Consider the following 1,055-nt stretch of genomic DNA (forward strand, 5'->3'; position numbering starts at 1 on the left):
TTAGAGAGCGTTACCACGAGGTAATACCTCCTCAGGGAATACAAATTGTTCGTGGGGTTGGTCTTGAGGAGCCATCCAAGCGCGGATACCCTCGTTCAGCAAAATATTTTTGGTATAGAAAGTTTCAAACTCTGGGTCTTCTGCTGCCCGTAATTCTTGGGAAACGAAGTCATAAGCCCGCAGGTTGAGTGCCAAGCCGACAATGCCTACGGATGCCATCCATAAGCCTGTGACTGGTACGAACAACATGAAGAAGTGCAACCAACGTTTGTTGGAGAAAGCAACACCGAAAATCTGTGACCAGAAACGGTTTGCTGTCACCATTGAGTAGGTTTCTTCGGCTTGGGTGGGGTTGAATCCAGGGAAGGTGTTGGAACCTTCGCCATCTTCAAACAGGGTGTTTTCTACTGTGGCTCCGTGAATTGCCGACAGTAATGCTCCACCTAAGATTCCGGCTACACCCATCATGTGGAAGGGGTTGAGTGTCCAGTTGTGGAACCCTTGCAGGAATAGTAAGAACCGGAAGATTGCGGCTACACCAAAGCTGGGTGCAAAGAACCAGCTTGATTGTCCTAAGGGGTACATCAAGAAAACGCTGACGAATACTGCAATTGGTCCTGAAAACGCAAGTGCGTTGTAAGGACGAATTCCTACTAGTCTGGCGATTTCAAATTGACGCAACATGAAGCCAATTAGACCGAAGGCTCCGTGTAAGGCAACAAATGGCCAGAGGCCACCTAGTTGAAACCAACGGGTTAAGTCGCCTTGGGCTTCTGGTCCCCAGAGTAACAACAGGGAGTGTCCCATGCTGTCTGCTGGTGTGGATACTGCTACGGTGAGGAAGTTAGCTCCTTCTAGGTAGGAGGATGCTAGTCCGTGGGTGTACCAGGAGGTGACGAAGGTTGTGCCGGTTAGCCAGCCGCCTAGTGCGAGGAAGGCGCAGGGGAATAATAATATTCCTGACCAACCTACGAATACGAAGCGATCGCGCTTTAACCAGTCGTCTAATACGTCAAACCACCCTCTACTCGGGGCGCGTCCAACTGCGATGGTCA

Annotated in this window: 1 protein-coding gene; it reads right to left on the reverse strand. The window is 50.3% G+C overall.

Going from position 1 to position 1,055, the window contains the following annotated elements:
• On the reverse strand, positions 1-1,055 hold a 1,055-nt coding region (gene psbD / locus ACSQ6I_RS24535; RefSeq protein ID WP_438892853.1), incomplete at its 5' end, for a photosystem II D2 protein (photosystem q(a) protein).

Origin of the sequence: Anabaena sp. WFMT, from assembly GCF_051781005.1 — a bacterium.
Classification (GTDB): Bacteria; Cyanobacteriota; Cyanobacteriia; order Cyanobacteriales; family Nostocaceae; genus Anabaena.